This is a genomic window from Paraburkholderia sp., assembly GCF_050742655.1.
Classification (GTDB): domain Bacteria; phylum Pseudomonadota; class Gammaproteobacteria; order Burkholderiales; family Burkholderiaceae; genus Paraburkholderia.
The window spans coordinates 1-15,530 of sequence record NZ_JBOIGG010000027.1 but is presented as its reverse complement, the minus strand read 5'-3'; the positions used below and the strand labels follow the sequence as shown (position 1 = coordinate 15,530).

Sequence of the window (15,530 nt, the reverse complement as noted above, 5' to 3'; positions counted from 1 at the left end):
GACATCTCCATGCATCATCCGCAGGCACATCCATGAACACCGCTACTCAGGGTCCCTCCGACAACGCCGCCGCTGACCGTTTCCGCTACGGCTTCCTGAAGGGCAACCCACAGCTCACGAAGAACGGCGAGCTCAAGCATCTGCTGACGATCGAAGGCCTGCCGCGCGCGATCGTCACGCACATTCTCGATACCGCCGAGCAGTTCGTCAGCGTGACTGATCGCGAAGTGAAGAAGGTGCCGCTGCTGCGCGGCAAGTCGGTGTTCAACCTGTTCTTCGAGAACTCGACGCGCACCCGCACCACGTTCGAGATCGCCGCGAAGCGGCTGTCGGCGGACGTGATCAACCTGAACATCAACGCGTCGTCGACGAGCAAGGGCGAATCGCTGCTCGACACAATCAACAACCTGTCGGCGATGCACGCGGACATGTTCGTCGTGCGCCACGCGTCGAGCGGCGCAACGTATCTGATCGCCGAGCACTGCGCGCCGCACGTGCACGTGATCAACGCCGGCGACGGCCGTCATGCGCACCCCACGCAGGGGTTGCTCGACATGTACACGATCCGCCACTACAAGCGCGATTTCACGAACCTGCGCGTGGCGATCGTCGGCGACATCCTGCATTCGCGCGTCGCGCGTTCGGACATTCACGGACTGACCACACTCGGCGTGCCGGAAGTACGCGCGATCGGGCCGCGCACGCTGCTGCCGGGCGGCCTCGAACAGATGGGTGTGCGCGTGTTCCACAACCTCGACGAAGGGCTGAAGGACGTCGACGTGATCATCATGCTGCGCCTGCAGAATGAACGGATGAGCGGCGCGCTGCTGCCGTCGGCGCAGGAGTACTTCAAAAGCTGGGGGCTGACGCCGGAGCGGCTCGCGCTCGCGAAGCCCGACGCGATCGTGATGCATCCCGGCCCGATGAACCGCGGCGTCGAGATCGATTCGCAGGTCGCGGACGGCCCGCAGTCGGTGATCCTGAACCAGGTCACGTTCGGCATCGCCGTACGGATGGCGGTGATGGGCATCGTCGCGGGCAACCACGACTAGACACGAGCGGCATCGCAGCGGCACATCAGACAGAACAAAAAGGCAGCGCATGAAGATTCATATTCAAGGCGGCACGGTGATCGATCCGGTGGCCGGCACCGAACAGCAGCAGGACGTATTCATCGCGGCGGGCAAGGTCGTCGCGCTCGGCAGCGCGCCCGCTGATTTTCACGCGGCGAAGACCGTCGAAGCGCGCGGCCTGTTCGTGTCGCCGGGGCTCGTCGATCTGTCGGCGCGGCTGCGCGAGCCGGGCTTCGAGCACAAGGCGACGCTCGAATCCGAAATGGCCGCTGCGCTCGCCGGCGGCGTGACGACGCTCGCGTGCCCGCCCGATACGGACCCGGTGCTCGACGAGCCCGGCCTCGTCGAGATGCTGAAGTTCCGCGCGCGCAACCTGAACCAGGCGCACGTGTATCCGCTCGGCGCACTGACGGTCGGCCTCCAGGGACAGACGATCACCGAGATGGTCGAGCTGACCGAAGCGGGTTGCATCGGTTTTTCGCAGGCCGACGTGCCGGTGGTCGACACGCAGGTGCTGCTGCGCGCGCTGCAGTACGCGTGCACGTATGGCTTCACCGTGTGGCTGCGGCCGCAGGACGCGTATCTCGCGAAGGGCGGCGTCGCGGCGAGCGGTGCGCTCGCGTCGCGGCTCGGGCTGTCCGGCGTGCCGGTGTCCGCGGAGACGATCGCGCTGCATACGATCTTCGAGCTGGTGCGCGTGACGGGCGCGCGCGTGCATCTGTCGCATGTGTCGTCGGCGGCGGGTGTCGCGCTGGTACGCGAGGCGAAAGCCGAAGGGCTTGCGATCACCTGCGACGTGACGATCAACCACGTGCATCTGATCGACGTCGACATCGGCTACTTCGACGCGCAGTTCCGCCTCGATCCGCCGCTGCGCCAGCAGCGCGATCGCGACGCGATCCGCGCGGGTCTCGCGGACGGCACGATCGATGCGATCTGCTCGGACCATACGCCGGTCGACGATGACGAAAAGCTGCTGCCGTTCGCCGAAGCGACGCCGGGCGCGACCGGGCTCGAACTATTCCTGTCGCTGACCGTGAAGTGGGCGACCGAGGCAGGCGTGCCGCTCGCGACCGCGCTGAACCGGATCACCGCGGCGCCGGCCGCCGTGCTGAAGCTCGCGGCCGGACGCATCGAGGTCGGTGGAGCGGCGGACCTCTGCGTGTTCGACCGCGACGCGCACTGGCGCGTCGAACCGCGCGCGCTGAAGAGCCAGGGGCACAACACGCCGTTCCTCGGCTACGAACTGCCGGCGCGCGTTCGGGCCACCGTCGTCGCGGGCCACGTGGCGTTCGAGCAGCGGTGAATGCGATGAAACTGCTGATCCGCAAGGCCCGTCTCGTGACCCATCTGCTGCATGGGATGTGGACCGTCGCGCGGCGTTTTCCGCACGCGAGCGCGGCGGAGCGGTCTGAGCTGAACCGCACGTGGTCGCTGAAGATGCTGCGGCTCGCAGGTCTGCGGCTCGTCGTGCACAACGACGCGGCGCGCGTCGATCGCGGCGTGCTGGTGGTCGCGAATCACATCTCGTGGATCGATATCTACGTGATCAACGCGTGGCGTCCGACGCCGTTCGTGTCGAAGGCGGAGATTCGTCGCTGGCCGGTGGTCGGCTGGCTCGCGCAGCAGCTCGACACCGTGTTCATCCAGCGCGAGAAGCGCAGCGACGCGAAGCGCATCATGCACGAGCTGTCTGGGCGCCTGAGCGCGGGCGAACTGATGTGCGTGTTTCCTGAGGGCACGACGTCCGATGGGCTCGCGCTGCTGCCGTTCCACTCGAATATGTTCCAGGCCGCGGTGTCGGCGTCGTGTCCGGTGCAGCCGGTGTGTCTGATGTATGAAGACGCGCAGGGCCGGCAGTCGACTGCGCCCGCGTATATCGGCGATCTGTCGCTGGGGGACTCGTTGAATGCGTTGCTGCGTGGTGGGCCGCTGACCGCGCATGTGTATGTGGGGGAGGCGATTGCGCCGGGGAGTGACCGGAGGGTGCTGGCGGGGCAGGCGGAAGAGGCGGTGATGGGGGCGCTGGAAAAAATGCGAGGGGCTACGCAGTCCGCACAGCTTGTCCCGGCGCTTCCGGCCGGGCACGGCTAGCCATGCAGCGGCATGAGCGTTCGAAGTAAACTACCCGCCATATGAACGAGCAAACTGGCCATCATGAACCGTACTGAATTAGGCAAACTGATCGCCGCGCGTCTGGCGCCCGTCGTTGCGGAGGCGCGTGAGCAGTGGGGATCGGCTGCTCCGGTCAATTTCTTCTTCGTCGACGACCTGCTTCCGGTCGAACTCGCCAACGAGATCCGGCGTGCCTTCCCGGATGCGTCGAAGATGATGCTGCGCAAAAGCCTGCGCGAATTGAAGTACGTGTCTGCGCAGATGAACCAGCACGCGCCGATTCTCGAAGAGATCATCTTTGCTTTTCAGGAGCCCGTGGTGGTCGACCTGGTACAGCAGATCAGCGGGCTGCGCTCGCTGTACCCTGACGAGCACCTGTACGCGGGCGGCATTTCGATGATGGGTAACGGCCACTTCCTGAATCCTCATCTGGACAACTCGCATGACAAGGATCGCGCCCGCTACCGGGTGCTGAACCTGCTTTACTACGTTTCGCCAGCCTGGCATGCCGAAAACGGTGGCAATCTGGAAGTGTGGCCCAACGGTACGAAGGCCGAACCGACGACGATCGTCAGCAACTTCAACCGGCTCGTCGTGATGGTCACGAGCCAGTATTCGTGGCACTCCGTCTCGAAGAATGTGAGCAACGAGCAGCGCTGCTGCGTGTCGAACTACTACTTCTCGGATCATCCGGTCGGCGACGCCGAGTATTTTCATCCGACCTCGTTCCGCGGGCGGCCCGATGAACCGGTCAGAGACGTCGTCCTGCAGGCCGATGCTGTCGCGCGCGGGATGGTGCGGCGGCTGTTTCCGAAAGGGGTGAAGGCGGCTACGCATGTCTACAAAAAGGACTAGCGTGGTGCGGCAGATCGAGCATCCGGTCATCCAGCGATGGGCCCGGAATCAACATGATCCCGAACGTGGGTCCGAGGAGTATTGAAATTGTCTTTTTCTTCCGAACCGACCACTCGACGCGCTCTGATAACCGGGGCCCGCGGTTTCACGGGTGCCTATGTCCGCGACGAATTGCAGCGTGCGGGTTACGAGGTGACCGGCACGCTGGCCGGCAGCGAGACTGCTGGCCCGAATGAGTACGTGCTGGATATTACGTCGCTGGAAGCATGCAGGCGCGTGATCGGCGAGGTGCGGCCCACGCATATCGTCCATCTGGCCGCCATCAGCTTCGTTGCGCACGACGACGCGCTGGCGATGTATGGGGTTAATGTTCTCGGGACGCTGAACCTTCTGCAGGCGTGTATCGATGTGGGCATCCGGCCGGACAAGATCCTGATCGCGAGCAGCGCCAACGTGTATGGCAACGCGGGCGGAGTGATAGACGAGAGCGTTGCACCGGCGCCCGTGAACCATTACGCGGCCAGCAAGCTGGCGATGGAGCATCTGGTTCGGACCTGGTTCGACCGGCTGCCGGTGGTCGTGACGCGGCCGTTCAATTACACGGGGCGGGGGCAGGACGCACGTTTTCTCGTACCGAAAATCGTGACGCATTTTGTTGAACGGCGGCCTTACATCGAACTCGGCAACCTCGATGTGGCGCGCGATTTTTCCGACGTGCGCACGGTGGCCGCGACGTATCGAGCGCTGCTCGAATCCGCCGTTGCCGGAGAGGTCGTGAACGTCTGCAGCGAACATGCCCGCACCCTGCACGAAGTCGTCGACATGGTGAGTGCGGCCTCGGGCCACGATCTTGAAATCCGCGTCAACCCGGCTTTCGTGAGAGACAACGAAATGAAGATGCTGGTCGGTTCCGCGGCCAGGCTGCACCGCCTCGTGCCGGAGGTGCAGCCCATCGACTTCGCCGATACGATCCGATGGATGGTCGGTTCAGTAGATCAAGGGTGACGCCGGGCGACGCGGCGCGTGACGTAGTCAGGGTTTATCGCTCTCCATGAGCGAACGGCCGAGACCGTAGGCGCGCATGTGCTATTTCGAGGACTGGTCGGATTCCGCGCGGCAGCTCGAGCAGTCAACCTGCGTCACGGTGCGTTCGGCGGGCACGCCTGCCAGCCGAACCGCGGAAAGTTGATTGCCCCAGACGCAACCGGAGTCGAGGCCGATCACGTTGTCACGAACCGTCAGGCCCAACGCGGCCCAGTGGCCGAAGACAACCGTGACATTGGCCGTTTTGCGAGAAGGCACATCGAACCACGGTACGCAACCCGCCGGGGCAGCATCGAGTCCGCCGCTCGATGAGAAGTCCATCACACCGTTCTTGTCGCAAAAACGCAGCCGGGTGAGCGCACTGCAAGTGATGCGCAGCCGTTCGATCCCCTTCAGACTGTTCGTCCAGCGGTTTGGCTCGTTGCCGTACAGGCCCGCGAGTGTCTCTTTCCAGGTCGGCGCGCGCAGTGCGCGTTGCAGATCTTCTGCGAGCTCCAGTATCAGCGCGACGTCCCACTGCGGCAGGACCCCGGCGTGGACGAGCAGCATGCCGTGCTCGAAATGGGCGATTGGCCGATGACGAACCCAGTCGAGCAGATCCGCGGCGTCGGGTGCTGCCAGAATCTCGTCGATCGTGTCGCCCTTCTTCGGCTTGCGGATTTCCGCTGAAACCGACAGCAAATGCAGATCGTGGTTGCCAAGCACCGTCACGGCGCGGTCGCCGAGGGCGATGACGTCGCGCAAAGTGGCGAGCGATTCGGGACCGCGATTGATGACGTCGCCGGCGAACCACAGTGGCGTATCGGGAGAGGGCGCGACTTTCGCGAGGAGTTTCTGGAACGGGGTACGGCAACCTTGCAGATCACCGAAGGCGATTGGGGCGGGAAGCAGCGGGTTAGCAACGGTCATTATGAGATTGATTAATCAGATAGCGCAGGCGATCGGCACGGCAACGTAGCGTGACATAGTAGCCTGTATGGCTGCTGTTGCATCGCTCATGGGCACAGAGTACGGTGGCTTGATGACCTTTGGGTGAGTGCGGTGTGCCCGCAGTGCGCCTGCCTCGCGCGCGAGTGAAATGATGCGTCTGGCAATTTTTTACCTGTTCCGGCTATGTTGCGAGGTAAATTTTGTCAAGCTGTTTCAAGTTGTTAGGGCTCTAGTTTTTGCCCTGTACCGATTTATAATCGAGGCTTCGAAAATAAAGCGCGTGAACGCTCGTCTGCGTACCTCGGGACGTCGGCGGTAAGACGATCACAAGAATCACGCGGCGCAACCACAACGTGAGGCGGTCGGGTCAGATGCTCCGGCTGCATCCGTTACGGATATCTTAGAAAGGAACTCCATGATTCTGGTAACGGGCGGTGCTGGTTTTATCGGCGCCAATTTCGTGCTCGATTGGCTGAATGCTTCGGACGAAGTTGTCCTCAATGTCGACAAGCTGACGTACGCGGGCAACCTGCGCACGTTGAAGTCGCAGCAGGACGACCCCCGGCACATCTTTGTGCGCGCCGACATCTGTGACCGGGCAGCGCTCGATGCGCTATTCGCAGCGCATAAGCCGCGTGCAGTGCTGCATTTCGCGGCCGAGAGTCATGTCGATCGTTCGATTCATGGTCCTGCTGATTTTGTTCAGACCAATATGGTCGGCACGTTTACGCTGCTCGAAGCGGCGCGCTCGTACTGGAACACGTTGAACGGCGACGACAAGACTGCTTTCCGCTTCTTGCACGTGTCGACGGATGAAGTGTTCGGCTCGCTGTCCGCCACCGATCCGCAGTTTTCCGAAACGACCCCGTACGCGCCGAATAGTCCGTATTCCGCGACCAAGGCCGGCTCCGATCATCTGGTTCGTGCCTACCATCACACGTATGGGCTGCCAACGTTGACGACGAACTGCTCGAACAACTACGGCCCCTATCAGTTTCCTGAGAAGCTGATTCCGCTGATGATCGCTAACGCGTTGGGCGGCAAGCCGCTGCCTGTGTATGGCGATGGCCAGAATGTGCGTGACTGGTTGTATGTCGGCGATCATTGCAGCGCGATCCGTGAAGTTCTTGCACGAGGCGTGTCCGGTGAGACCTACAACGTCGGCGGCTGGAACGAGAAGAAGAACCTCGAAGTCGTTCACACGCTTTGCGATCTGCTCGATGAATTGCGCCCGAAGGCGGCGGGTTCGTACCGCGACCAGATTACGTACGTTACCGATCGTCCGGGTCACGACCGCCGCTATGCAATCGATGCCCGCAAGCTCGAGCGCGAACTCGGCTGGAAGCCTGCTGAAACTTTTGAGACCGGTCTGGCGAAGACCGTACGGTGGTATCTCGACAGTCAGGAGTGGGTCGACGAAGTGGCGTCAGGCGATTACCGCAAGTGGGTCGAGACCAATTACGGGCAGCGCGCATAAAGGGACGGTCATGGCACGTAAAGGTATTATTCTCGCGGGCGGATCGGGTACCAGGCTGTATCCGATCACGCACGTCGTATCGAAGCAACTGCTGCCCGTGTACGACAAGCCGATGATCTACTATCCGCTGTCAACGCTGATGGTGGCCGGCATTCGCGATGTGCTGATCATCTCGACACCGCAGGACACGCCGCGCTTCGAGACGATGCTGGGCGATGGTAGCCAGTGGGGCATGAATATTCAGTATGCCGTTCAACCCTCTCCTGATGGCCTCGCTCAGGCGTTTGTGATTGGGCGCGACTTCGTCGGCAACGAGCCCTCTGCGCTGATTCTTGGTGACAACATTTTCTATGGGCACGATCTCGCGAAGCAACTGGAGCGTGCCGATTGCCAGGAGCAGGGTGCCACGGTGTTCGCGTATCACGTGCACGATCCAGAGCGCTATGGCGTCGTCGAGTTCGACAGAGAGTTTCGCGCGCTGTCGATCGAAGAGAAGCCGGTCAAGCCGCGCTCCAATTACGCGGTGACGGGGCTGTACTTCTACGATAACCAGGTGTGCGACATCGCAGCGGACATCAAGCCGTCGCCGCGAGGTGAACTCGAGATCACCGACGTCAATTCCCGTTATCTGGCGAACGCTGCGCTCAATGTCGAGATCATGGGACGTGGCTATGCGTGGCTCGATACTGGCACGCACGATTCGTTGATCGAGGCGGCGACTTTTATTGCTACGCTGCAGAAGCGTCAAGGACTCGTCGTCGCTTGCCCTGAAGAGATTGCGTTCCGGCAGGCCTGGATTGACGGCGAGCAACTGTTGGCACTCGCCAAGCCGCTCGCCAAGAACGCTTATGGACAGTATCTGCAAAACCTTCTCACGGACCAAGTCGCATGGCCATCCAAGTAACTGCTACAGCGCTGCCTGAAGTCAAGATCATCGAGCCGAAGGTGTTCGGTGATGCGCGTGGGTTCTTCTACGAGAGCTTCAACGGCCGTGAATTCTCCGAACACGTTGAGGCGGATGTCGAGTTTGTTCAGGACAACCATTCGCGTTCCGCGAAGGGTGTGCTGCGTGGTCTGCATTATCAGATCGCACATGCGCAGGGGAAGCTGGTACGCGTCGTGGAAGGTGAAGTGTTTGACGTTGCAGTGGACATCCGCAAGAGCTCGCCGAATTTCGGCAAGTGGGTGGGCGTGACTTTGTCGGAAGAGAATCACCGGCAATTGTGGGTGCCGCCAGGCTTTGCACATGGTTTCGTTGTACTGTCCGAGTCCGCTCAGTTTCTGTACAAGACCACGGATTACTGGTACCCCGAACACGAGCGCAGCATTATCTGGAACGATCCGGAGATTGGCATTGAATGGCCGATCGACTTTGAGCCGTTGCTGGCTGCGAAGGATGCGGCGGGCAAGCGGTTGGCGGAAGCCGAGCATTTCGCGTGAGGTCTTCGATGACGAGGCGTGAAGAGCAAACCATCCTGCTGACCGGTGTGAATGGACAAGTTGGATTCGAACTGGCGCGCAGCCTGCAAGGTCTGGGTAAAGTGGTCGCGCTGGGTCGCAACGTGCTGGACCTTGCCGATCTTGATCAGGTGCGGCGTGTCGTCCGCGAAGTGAAACCCGGTCTGATCGTTAATCCGGCTGCGCATACGGCAGTCGACAAGGCCGAAACCGACGTCGAAGCAGCCATGCGTCTCAATGCCGAAGCGCCTGGCGTGCTGGCCGAAGAGGCGAAGCGGCTTGGGGCGGCACTCGTTCACTATTCGACCGACTATGTGTTCGACGGCACCAAGGATGGTGCGTACGTCGAGAGCGACGCAGTCAATCCCCAGAATGTTTACGGCAAAAGCAAGCTTGCGGGTGAGCAGGCGATTGCGGCGGCAGGGTGTGCGCATTTGATCTTCCGCACCAGCTGGGTGTACGGCACGCGGGGCAAGAACTTCCTGCTGACCATGCTGCGTCTGGGTGCGGAGCGCGAGGAACTGAGCGTGGTGGCCGACCAGATCGGCGCGCCGACCTGGTCGGCCACCATTGCCGCGTTAAGCGCGAATGTGCTGGCGCAGGCTCCGGCGGTGGGTGAGGGCGACTGGTGGCAAGAACAATCTGGCATCTATCACCTTACGGCATCGGGCGCGACTTCGTGGCACGGTTTCGCTGAGGCGATTTTCGAGTTTTCGGATCTGGCGAAAAAGCCCGTGGTGAAGCCCATCCCGGCTTCTTCCTATCCAACGCCGGCAGCGCGACCCTCTAACTCGCGCATTTCGAACGATAAGCTCGCTAGTACGTTCGGTGTGCGCGCCCCTGATTGGCGCGAAGCGTTGGGTTTATGCATGGCGGCGCGTTGAGCGGCGCTCTTCACCCCTTACGCGCTGGCGTGGTTGTGGTTTTCTACAACCCCGATGTGGCGTGTGTCGTGCGGGCCAACCGGCTCGCGGCGATGATGCATTGTGTTGTTGTCGACAACAGCCCTTCGCCGCGGACAGCGGGCGAGGTGGGTTTATCCGCTGCTATCAATTATTTACCTAACGGCGCAAACCTCGGCATTGCCACAGCCATAAATCAGGGCGTCGCATCGCTGATCCATGATGGCTTCGATACCGCGATTCTCTTTGATCAGGACAGTGACCCGTCAAAGCAGTTGCTTGACGGGTTGCCGCGCCTGCTCGAAGACGCGTTGCGTCGCCACGAGCGTGTGGCGTTGATCGGTCCGGCATACGAGGATTCGCGACTCGGCGACGTGGCGCCTTTCGTACGCTTTGGGTACTTGAAGCTGCGTCGGGTCCCCCCGGCCGGCGTCACACCTATCGATGTTGATTTTTTAATCAGCTCGGGGTCGTGCATCAATCTGGATGCATGGCGGGAAATCGGCCCAATGGATGACGCGCTGTTCATCGATCTCGTCGATCTGGAGTGGTGCGTCAGGGCGCGCTCGAAGGGTTTCACGGTGCTCGGCGCACCTGAGTTGCGGCTGGCTCACGAGCTTGGCGGCGAGCCGGTACGCGTTTTCGGCCGGCTGTACCCGAGTCATAGTCCACTGCGTCACTATTATCATTTTCGGAACGCGGTTGCGTTGATTAAGCGTAGCTATGTTCCATGCACCTGGAAGTCCACGGAGCTAGTCAAGTTTCCGTTTCGCCTGGCGATCTACGGATTATTCCTGCAGCCACGTCTTGGTCATTTACGAATGGCCCTGACCGGCATCTGGCACGGCTTGATCGGTCGCATGGGTGCTCTGGAGCAACATTGAAATCATCGAGCGTCATACACACCATGACGTTGTACTCCTTAAACGAAAACACTTAAAAGTCCACAATGTTTAGTCTCGCAATTGTTGATCTGAAAGAAAGCGTCGCATCCTGGCGACTTTGGATGTTGTTGGGTTGGCTGGAAGTCCGGCAGCGCTACGCGCGCTCACGGGTCGGACCGTTCTGGTTGACCATCAGCACGGGCGTGCTGGTCGGTTCGATCGGTGTCGTCTACGGCACGCTGTTCGGCCAGAAGATGAGCGACTATCTTCCGTTTCTGGCTATCAGTCTTGTGCTGTGGGCCACTTTTTCTCAGACCATCATCGAAGGCAGCACCGCGTATATCAACAGTGGCCAATATATCCGCCAAGCAGCCACGCCGAAACTGATCTTCATGTTGCAGGTGATATGGCGCAATCTCGTGATCCTTGTGCACAATTTTGTCATCATCCTGTTGCTGTTAGCCATTTTCGGGGTGAAGAGTTGGGAGACGTTGCCTGTCTTCATTCCGGCATTGGTGCTCTACATGATCAATGCACTCTGGATCGCGATGGTGGCGGGTTTGCTGTCTGCGCGTTTCCGTGATTTGCCGCAAATCGTCGCCGCTTTGATGCAGATCGCGTTCTACGTGACACCGGTCATGTATCGACCGAACGCGTTGACTCGCTTCTCGGCAATCGTCGATTTTAATCCACTCGCGCATCTGATCGAACTGGTGCGTGCCCCGCTGATCGGTGAAATGCCGAGTGCCATGACATGGGCAGTGACGATCGGCATGGCCGTCTTTGGCTGGCTCTTTGCGCTCGCATTGACTGGCCGTTACTTGAAACGCATTCCGTACTGGGTCTAAGAAGGCAAATCATGGCGTATATCGAACTCAAGGGCGCGACGCTCGACTTGCCTATCTATGACGTGCAAGGCCGTTCACTGAAGAAGACGGTGCTGCGCATGGGACGCAGGAACACCATCGCAGAGGACACCGACGGTGTGGTCGTCGTCCGCGCGATCGACAGCGTCGATCTTCGTCTCGACAAGGGCGACCGGATCGGCTTGATCGGCCGTAACGGTGCCGGCAAGTCCACGCTACTTCGCATGATGGCGGGTATCTATTCTCCGACGTACGGGTCGGTTGTCAGCGCAGGCAAGGTAGTGCCATTGCTGGACATCAGTCTCGGGATGGACGAGAACTCGACCGGAATGCAAAACATTCGCTTGCGGGGCCTGCTTCTCGGCATGTCGGATGCGGAGATCCGCGCAAAGCAGCAGTCGATCGGGGAGTTCTCGGAACTCGGCGACTATCTTGACCTGCCGCTACGTACCTATTCGAGCGGTATGCGCGTGCGACTGGCTTTTGCAGTATCGACCGCAGTTGATGCGGAGATTCTACTGCTCGATGAAGTGATGGGGGCAGGTGACGCATCGTTCATGCAGAAGGCAAAAGATAGACTCGCGGACCTGCACAGCCGAGCCGAAATCGTCGTGCTGGCGATGCATTCGAATTCGGAAATCCGCAAAGTGTGCAACAAGGCTCTGTGGATGGAGGGCGGCCGCGTGCGCGCATTCGGTCCGGTGGAAGAGGTGGTGTCCCAATACGAAGTACAGGGTTGAGCGAGCAGGTCTCTGAGGCTCACCCATGATGAAGACATTGGAACAGCTATATCTGCGCCATCGTGGAAAGGTGTCGGACAAATGGTCACTTTACCTCTCAGAGTACGATCGGCTATTTGCTTCATACCGCGACCGGCCGATCAATCTTCTTGAGATTGGAATCCAGAATAGCGGGTCGCTTGAAATATGGTCAGAATTCTTTGGAAATGCGAACAAACTAGTCGGCTGCGATACTGTCCCGGATCGTGCAGACCTGAGTTACCTGGACCCGAGAATTTCGGTGGTCGTCGGCGACGCGAATCTGGACGAGACCGAACGGACCATCGCTAGCCACGCAGAGCGTTTCGATATTGTCATTGACGAAAGTTCGCATACCTCGGGCGACGTTGTCAGATCCCTCCTGCGCTACTTCCCGAAACTTGAAGACGGCGGCATCTTCATTGTCGAAGATCTCCATCGCAGCTATGGGCAAGAACTCGACGGCGATCTGTATCACTCGTATTCCTCGATCGCGTTTTTCAAGTTGCTGGAATCGATTCATTCGGTCGAGTTCGTCAACTCGATGTGCGTCGTGCGTAAGTTACCTGCCGCCCGAAACAGCTTGGGGCATTGCGTTGTCGCGGGGCAAGACACCTTCCAGACGCGGGTCGCTAGCTTCGAAGAGGAAATTGCTGGGAAGGCGAGTGAGATTTCTGATTTGCAGCAAGACGTCAGGGGATTTGAGCGGCAGGTTCTTTGCTTACAGGATGATGTTGCCCGACGCGATGCAAGCCTCGCCAGGCTTCAGCGAGACATAGATGTTTTGCTTCAATCCATCAGTTGGCGTACGACGGTGCCGCTGCGTTGGCTTGGAACCAACCTGTTCCGGATATGGCATCTAACGGGAGTTGCGAGGCGCGCCTTGCGTGCAAGCGGTGGGTTTAAGCCCGCAATCCACAAAGTGCTCGGCGTGTATCGTAGGGAGGGGCTTTCGGGTTTGCGCAGCGGACTTCGCCAGCGTAGAGATTTATCGCCAGAGAGCGCCAAGCGCAACAACTATGATCAGTGGATTCAGCGCTACGACTGCATAGACGACGAGCAGCGCGCGGCGATTCTACAGCGGATCGCGGCAATGTCTGACAGGCCGCTTATCTCGGTGGTGATGCCGACATATAACCCGAAGCCGGAATGGCTGAAGGAGGCGATCGAATCGATACGTAACCAGTTGTATCCCAACTGGGAACTCTGCATTGCCGACGATCTATCCACCGATCCAGCAATTCGTCCTCTGTTGGAGCAGTTGTCTCGCGAAGATTCACGGATCAAGGTGATATTTCGCGAACAGAATGGACATATCTCCGCGGCGTCCAATAGCGCACTACAGCTTGCTGTCGGTGACTGGGTTGCTCTCCTGGATCACGATGACTTGTTGCCGGAGCACGCGTTGTACTGCGTGGCAAATGCGATCGTTGCGAATCCTTCGGTGCGGATGATTTATTCAGACGAGGACAAGATCGACGCTTCCGGTCGTCGTCACGACCCATATTTCAAGTGCGATTGGAACCTGGACTTGTTTTACTCGCAGAATTTCTTCAGTCATCTCGGCGTCTATCATAAGCCCCTGTTGGATACGGTGGGGGGCTTCCGCATTGGCGTTGAGGGCTCGCAGGACTACGACCTCGTACTGCGGTGCATCGAGCATGTGGGTGTCGATGCGATTCATCACATTCCGCGCGTGTTGTACCACTGGCGCGTCCACGCCGAAAGCACGGCTGCGGGTGCGAATGCGAAACCCTATGCGGCACTGGCTGGCGAACGCGCTCTCAGTGAGCACTTTGCAAGGCAAGGGGCGGCAGGGGACATCGAGTGGATCAGGATCGGCTATCGAGCACGTTATTCGTTACCGGCAACGCTGCCGCTGGTTAGCCTCATCATTCCGACAAGGAACGGGTTGAACCTGATACGTCGATGCATCGATAGCATTGTCGGCAAAACCACTTACGCGAACTACGAAATCATCGTAGTCGACAACGGTTCAGACGATCCCGAAGCGCTGCGCTATTTTGAATCGCTAGGTCAGGATGTCCGCATCCGAGTGCTGCGTGATGACGGCCCTTTCAACTATTCAGCATTGAATAATTCGGCTGTTTCGCAGGCCAGAGGGGAGGTAGTCGGCCTGATCAACAACGATATCGAGGTCATTTCACCGGGTTGGCTTTCCGAAATGGTAAGCCTTGCGATACAACCGGGAGTGGGAGCGGTCGGGGCTAAGCTGTTTTACCCGGACGACAGATTGCAGCATGGCGGTATTGTGCTCGGTGTCGGAGGAGTGGCCGGACATGCCAACAGGCTTGCTCAACGGCCGAGCTATGGTTACTTTGGAAGAACCGGGTTAATCGGTTCATATTCCGCGGTAACGGCCGCTTGCTTAGTCGTACGCAAATCGATCTATCTGGAAGTGAGTGGGCTAAACGAAAAAGACCTGGCAATCGAATTCAACGATATCGACTTTTGCTTGCGCATCCTGGAAGCCGGCTATCGCAACGTTTGGACGCCGCACGCCGAACTTCGTCGTCACGAATCGGCAATGCAAGGCTACGATGACAATCCTCAAAAGCAGCCTCGGTTTGCAGCGGGAATTACCTACATGCAGCGACGTTGGGGTGATCTGTTGATGAGGGATCCAGCTTACAACCCGAACCTGACGTTGGATTACGAAGACTTCAGCCTTGCATGGCCGCCTCGCGTTGAACCGTTGGCGTGAGAGGTACAAACACGCGTGCGAGCCGATTCAAGTGAGAATTCCTAGCTGGTATCATGAAGTATGCGCGTGCGGGCATTGCATCTGGCAGTCCAACCCGCCGTGTACATCAAGATGTGCGGCCGCTCGTCGTCACCTGTGCGTCAGTAGCCAGTCGTGATAGCTATGTTGCACGGGACAACCAACATTACGGCCTGACCGTTCATGACGATGATCTCCTTTTCATGACAATGATCTCCTTTGCGCAGAACCAGGAAGACATCATGCTGTGGCGTGCGCTTGGGCACGTACGCAACGGGTTCTATATCGATGTCGGAGCCGCTGATCCCGTGGATTTTTCGGTCACGAGGCTTTTCTATGATCACGGGTGGCACGGCATCAATCTGGAGCCGCAGCCGGCCTATTTTGCGTTGCTGGGTGCAGCTCGCCCTCACGACATCAATTTG

General features: G+C 59.5%; 14 protein-coding genes and 1 pseudogene. 14 read left to right on the top strand and 1 reads right to left on the bottom strand.

All coding sequences use genetic code 11. The features are described 5' to 3' along the window. Positions 1 to 32: 32 nt before the first annotated feature. From ACREXZ_RS27900 to ACREXZ_RS27880, 5 genes are all read left to right on the top strand, one after another. Positions 33 to 1,052, top strand: coding sequence for an aspartate carbamoyltransferase catalytic subunit (locus ACREXZ_RS27900; RefSeq protein WP_431767366.1), 1,020 nt, complete (start codon positions 33 to 35; stop codon positions 1,050 to 1,052). 49 nt (positions 1,053 to 1,101) lie between these two features. After that, positions 1,102 to 2,379: a dihydroorotase gene (locus tag ACREXZ_RS27895; protein ID WP_431767365.1), complete on the top strand. Its 1,278-nt coding sequence runs from the start codon at positions 1,102 to 1,104 to the stop codon at positions 2,377 to 2,379. 5 nt (positions 2,380 to 2,384) lie between these two features. Further along, positions 2,385 to 3,167, top strand: a complete 783-nt coding sequence (locus ACREXZ_RS27890; RefSeq protein WP_431767364.1) for a lysophospholipid acyltransferase family protein — start codon at positions 2,385 to 2,387, stop codon at positions 3,165 to 3,167. 63 nt (positions 3,168 to 3,230) lie between these two features. After that, positions 3,231 to 4,043: a 2OG-Fe(II) oxygenase gene (locus ACREXZ_RS27885; RefSeq protein ID WP_431767363.1), complete on the top strand. Its 813-nt coding sequence runs from the start codon at positions 3,231 to 3,233 to the stop codon at positions 4,041 to 4,043. 87 nt (positions 4,044 to 4,130) lie between these two features. After that, the gene (locus ACREXZ_RS27880; protein ID WP_431767362.1) at positions 4,131 to 5,048 is read left to right on the top strand and encodes an NAD-dependent epimerase/dehydratase family protein; all 918 of its coding nucleotides are present in this window, start codon (positions 4,131 to 4,133) and stop codon (positions 5,046 to 5,048) included. An 81-nt stretch (positions 5,049 to 5,129) separates the two neighbouring features. Here the strand turns inward: ACREXZ_RS27880 and ACREXZ_RS27875 are convergent, their stop codons facing one another. Beyond that, entirely contained in the window at positions 5,130 to 5,996 is an 867-nt protein-coding gene (locus ACREXZ_RS27875; protein WP_431767361.1) for a symmetrical bis(5'-nucleosyl)-tetraphosphatase, read from the bottom strand. A 436-nt stretch (positions 5,997 to 6,432) separates the two neighbouring features. Here ACREXZ_RS27875 and rfbB point away from each other — a divergent pair, with 436 nt between their 5' ends. The 9 genes and pseudogenes from rfbB to ACREXZ_RS27830 all read left to right on the top strand — a co-directional run. Continuing rightward, a complete protein-coding gene (gene rfbB / locus ACREXZ_RS27870; RefSeq protein WP_431767360.1) occupies positions 6,433 to 7,494 on the top strand; it encodes a dTDP-glucose 4,6-dehydratase in 1,062 nt (353 codons plus the stop codon). A gap of 10 nt (positions 7,495 to 7,504) precedes the next feature. Next, positions 7,505 to 8,398 carry a glucose-1-phosphate thymidylyltransferase RfbA gene (gene rfbA / locus ACREXZ_RS27865; RefSeq protein WP_431767359.1) on the top strand — a complete coding sequence of 298 codons (894 nt, stop codon included), beginning with the start codon at positions 7,505 to 7,507 and terminating at the stop codon, positions 8,396 to 8,398. Continuing rightward, entirely contained in the window at positions 8,383 to 8,934 is a 552-nt protein-coding gene (gene rfbC / locus ACREXZ_RS27860) for a dTDP-4-dehydrorhamnose 3,5-epimerase (RefSeq protein WP_431767358.1), read from the top strand. The genes rfbA and rfbC overlap by 16 nt, the downstream gene beginning before the upstream one ends. A gap of 8 nt (positions 8,935 to 8,942) precedes the next feature. Continuing rightward, positions 8,943 to 9,836 carry a dTDP-4-dehydrorhamnose reductase gene (gene rfbD, locus ACREXZ_RS27855; RefSeq protein ID WP_431767357.1) on the top strand — a complete coding sequence of 298 codons (894 nt, stop codon included), beginning with the start codon at positions 8,943 to 8,945 and terminating at the stop codon, positions 9,834 to 9,836. Beyond that, entirely contained in the window at positions 9,818 to 10,738 is a 921-nt protein-coding gene (locus tag ACREXZ_RS27850; protein ID WP_431767356.1) for a glycosyltransferase family 2 protein, read from the top strand. The genes rfbD and ACREXZ_RS27850 overlap by 19 nt, the downstream gene beginning before the upstream one ends. A 65-nt stretch (positions 10,739 to 10,803) precedes the next feature. Next, positions 10,804 to 11,586: an ABC transporter permease gene (locus ACREXZ_RS27845; protein ID WP_431767355.1), complete on the top strand. Its 783-nt coding sequence runs from the start codon at positions 10,804 to 10,806 to the stop codon at positions 11,584 to 11,586. A gap of 11 nt (positions 11,587 to 11,597) precedes the next feature. Beyond that, positions 11,598 to 12,344: an ABC transporter ATP-binding protein gene (locus ACREXZ_RS27840; RefSeq protein WP_431767354.1), complete on the top strand. Its 747-nt coding sequence runs from the start codon at positions 11,598 to 11,600 to the stop codon at positions 12,342 to 12,344. Between the two features lie 25 nt (positions 12,345 to 12,369). Continuing rightward, positions 12,370 to 15,087, top strand: coding sequence for a glycosyltransferase (locus ACREXZ_RS27835; protein ID WP_431767353.1), 2,718 nt, complete (start codon positions 12,370 to 12,372; stop codon positions 15,085 to 15,087). A 53-nt stretch (positions 15,088 to 15,140) separates the two neighbouring features. Further along, a pseudogene (locus tag ACREXZ_RS27830) lies at positions 15,141 to 15,530 on the top strand (hypothetical protein); the annotation flags it as partial.

What these genes read in the sequence shown, in the direction of transcription:
- ACREXZ_RS27900 (WP_431767366.1), top strand. Translation starts at nt 33, where the DNA reads ATGAACACCGCTACTCAGGGTCCCTCCGACAACGCCGCCGCTGACCGT.
- ACREXZ_RS27895 (WP_431767365.1), top strand. Translation starts at nt 1,102, where the DNA reads ATGAAGATTCATATTCAAGGCGGCACGGTGATCGATCCGGTGGCCGGC.
- ACREXZ_RS27890 (WP_431767364.1), top strand. Translation starts at nt 2,385, where the DNA reads ATGAAACTGCTGATCCGCAAGGCCCGTCTCGTGACCCATCTGCTGCAT.
- ACREXZ_RS27885 (WP_431767363.1), top strand. Translation starts at nt 3,231, where the DNA reads ATGAACCGTACTGAATTAGGCAAACTGATCGCCGCGCGTCTGGCGCCC.
- ACREXZ_RS27875 (WP_431767361.1), bottom strand. Translation starts at nt 5,996, where the DNA reads ATGACCGTTGCTAACCCGCTGCTTCCCGCCCCAATCGCCTTCGGTGAT.
- rfbB (WP_431767360.1), top strand. Translation starts at nt 6,433, where the DNA reads ATGATTCTGGTAACGGGCGGTGCTGGTTTTATCGGCGCCAATTTCGTG.
- rfbA (WP_431767359.1), top strand. Translation starts at nt 7,505, where the DNA reads ATGGCACGTAAAGGTATTATTCTCGCGGGCGGATCGGGTACCAGGCTG.
- rfbC (WP_431767358.1), top strand. Translation starts at nt 8,383, where the DNA reads ATGGCCATCCAAGTAACTGCTACAGCGCTGCCTGAAGTCAAGATCATC.
- rfbD (WP_431767357.1), top strand. Translation starts at nt 8,943, where the DNA reads ATGACGAGGCGTGAAGAGCAAACCATCCTGCTGACCGGTGTGAATGGA.
- ACREXZ_RS27850 (WP_431767356.1), top strand. Translation starts at nt 9,818, where the DNA reads ATGCATGGCGGCGCGTTGAGCGGCGCTCTTCACCCCTTACGCGCTGGC.
- ACREXZ_RS27845 (WP_431767355.1), top strand. Translation starts at nt 10,804, where the DNA reads ATGTTTAGTCTCGCAATTGTTGATCTGAAAGAAAGCGTCGCATCCTGG.
- ACREXZ_RS27840 (WP_431767354.1), top strand. Translation starts at nt 11,598, where the DNA reads ATGGCGTATATCGAACTCAAGGGCGCGACGCTCGACTTGCCTATCTAT.
- ACREXZ_RS27835 (WP_431767353.1), top strand. Translation starts at nt 12,370, where the DNA reads ATGATGAAGACATTGGAACAGCTATATCTGCGCCATCGTGGAAAGGTG.